Consider the following 1,257-nt stretch of genomic DNA (forward strand, 5'->3'; position numbering starts at 1 on the left):
TCCCCTGCCTCCTGCCTCCTGTGCAATATTTCCCACTTTTTGTTACTTGTGTTGAATAATATCAAAAAATCAACACTAATGGCGGTAAACTTGCAACCATCAAGAAACCCAGAGCAATTGTGGATTTTCCGCTGTTTAGCCACAGTGCTACTCCTTGGTCAAATTTCCCTGCACATACTTCAAGGCAAAACCTATTACCGAAAAATTCTAGAACATACAGTCAAGGCTGGACCTGGTTCTCTGTCACCAGTTCTTTTAGTCTCTGGTTTTGCAGGGATGATTTTCACCATTCAAACAGCAAGAGAATTGGTGAGATTTGGTGCTGTGGAGACTGTGGGAGGTGCTTTCGCCTTAGCTTTTTGCAGAGAATTAGCCCCAATTTTAACTGCTAGTATTATTGCTGGACAAGTAGGATCAGCGTTTGCAGCGGAAATAGGCGCAATGCGAGTCACAGAACAAATTGATGCCCTTTATATGCTGAAAACCGATCCTATTGATTATCTCGTACTGCCAAGAGTAATTGCTTGTTGTTTGATGATGCCTTTGATGATGATTTTTGCCGTAATTATTGGCATCAGTGGCGGAGTTTTCGCAGCAGCACAATTTTATCAAGTTCCGCCAGAGAGATTTTTAGAATCAGTCCGAGATTTTTTAGCACCTTCAGATATTTTGATTATTTTGCTCAAAGGTTGGATTTTTGGGCTAATAGTTGCAGTTAATGGCTGTAGTTGGGGAATGACTACCAGGGGGGGCGCTAAGGAAGTAGGAGAATCTGCAACAACCGCAGTGGTAACTACTTGGGTAGCAATTTTTATTATGGATTTTGTACTGGCTTTGCTACTGTTTGAGCAGCCTGTACTTTAACAGTTATCAGTTAACAGTTATCAGTTATCAGTTATCAGATAATAAACCAAGTTGCTGGTTATAACAGTGATGGGGAGCAAATCAAGTCAAAAAACAGGGACTGGTGACTGGTGACTGGTGACTGGTGACTGGTGACTGGGGACTGGGGACTGGTGACTGGTGACTGGTGACTGGGGACTGGGGACTGGTGACTGGTGACTGGTGACTGGGGTCTGGGGACTGGGAACTGAGGACTGGGGACTGGGGACTGTGGACTAAGGACTGGGAACTAGGAACGAGGGAGAAGGAAATGTGGACTGAGGACAGGCGAAAGATAAATGGTGACGGAGGAAGAGAGAGTAAGATTTTAGTACGTAGATGGGAGAGTACAATCGGAGGAGATAACTGCTGAGC

1 protein-coding gene and 1 pseudogene are annotated in these 1,257 nt (G+C 44.5%); one reads left to right on the top strand and one right to left on the bottom strand.

All coding sequences use genetic code 11. The features are described 5' to 3' along the window. Positions 1–78 precede the first annotated feature (78 nt). A complete protein-coding gene (locus tag FFR48_RS27910; RefSeq protein WP_096572100.1) occupies positions 79–864 on the top strand; it encodes an MlaE family lipid ABC transporter permease subunit in 786 nt (261 codons plus the stop codon). 81 nt (positions 865–945) lie between these two features. On the opposite strand, the pseudogene FFR48_RS27915 reads toward FFR48_RS27910, so the two are convergent. Then, positions 946–1,257, bottom strand: a pseudogene (locus tag FFR48_RS27915) (hypothetical protein); the annotation flags it as partial.

Source organism: Sphaerospermopsis reniformis (genome assembly GCF_005402885.1).
GTDB lineage: Bacteria > Cyanobacteriota > Cyanobacteriia > Cyanobacteriales > Nostocaceae > Sphaerospermopsis > Sphaerospermopsis kisseleviana.

Excerpts from the sequence above, each read along its gene's own strand:
- FFR48_RS27910 (WP_096572100.1), top strand. The coding sequence starts at position 79 with ATGGCGGTAAACTTGCAACCATCAAGAAACCCAGAGCAATTGTGGATT.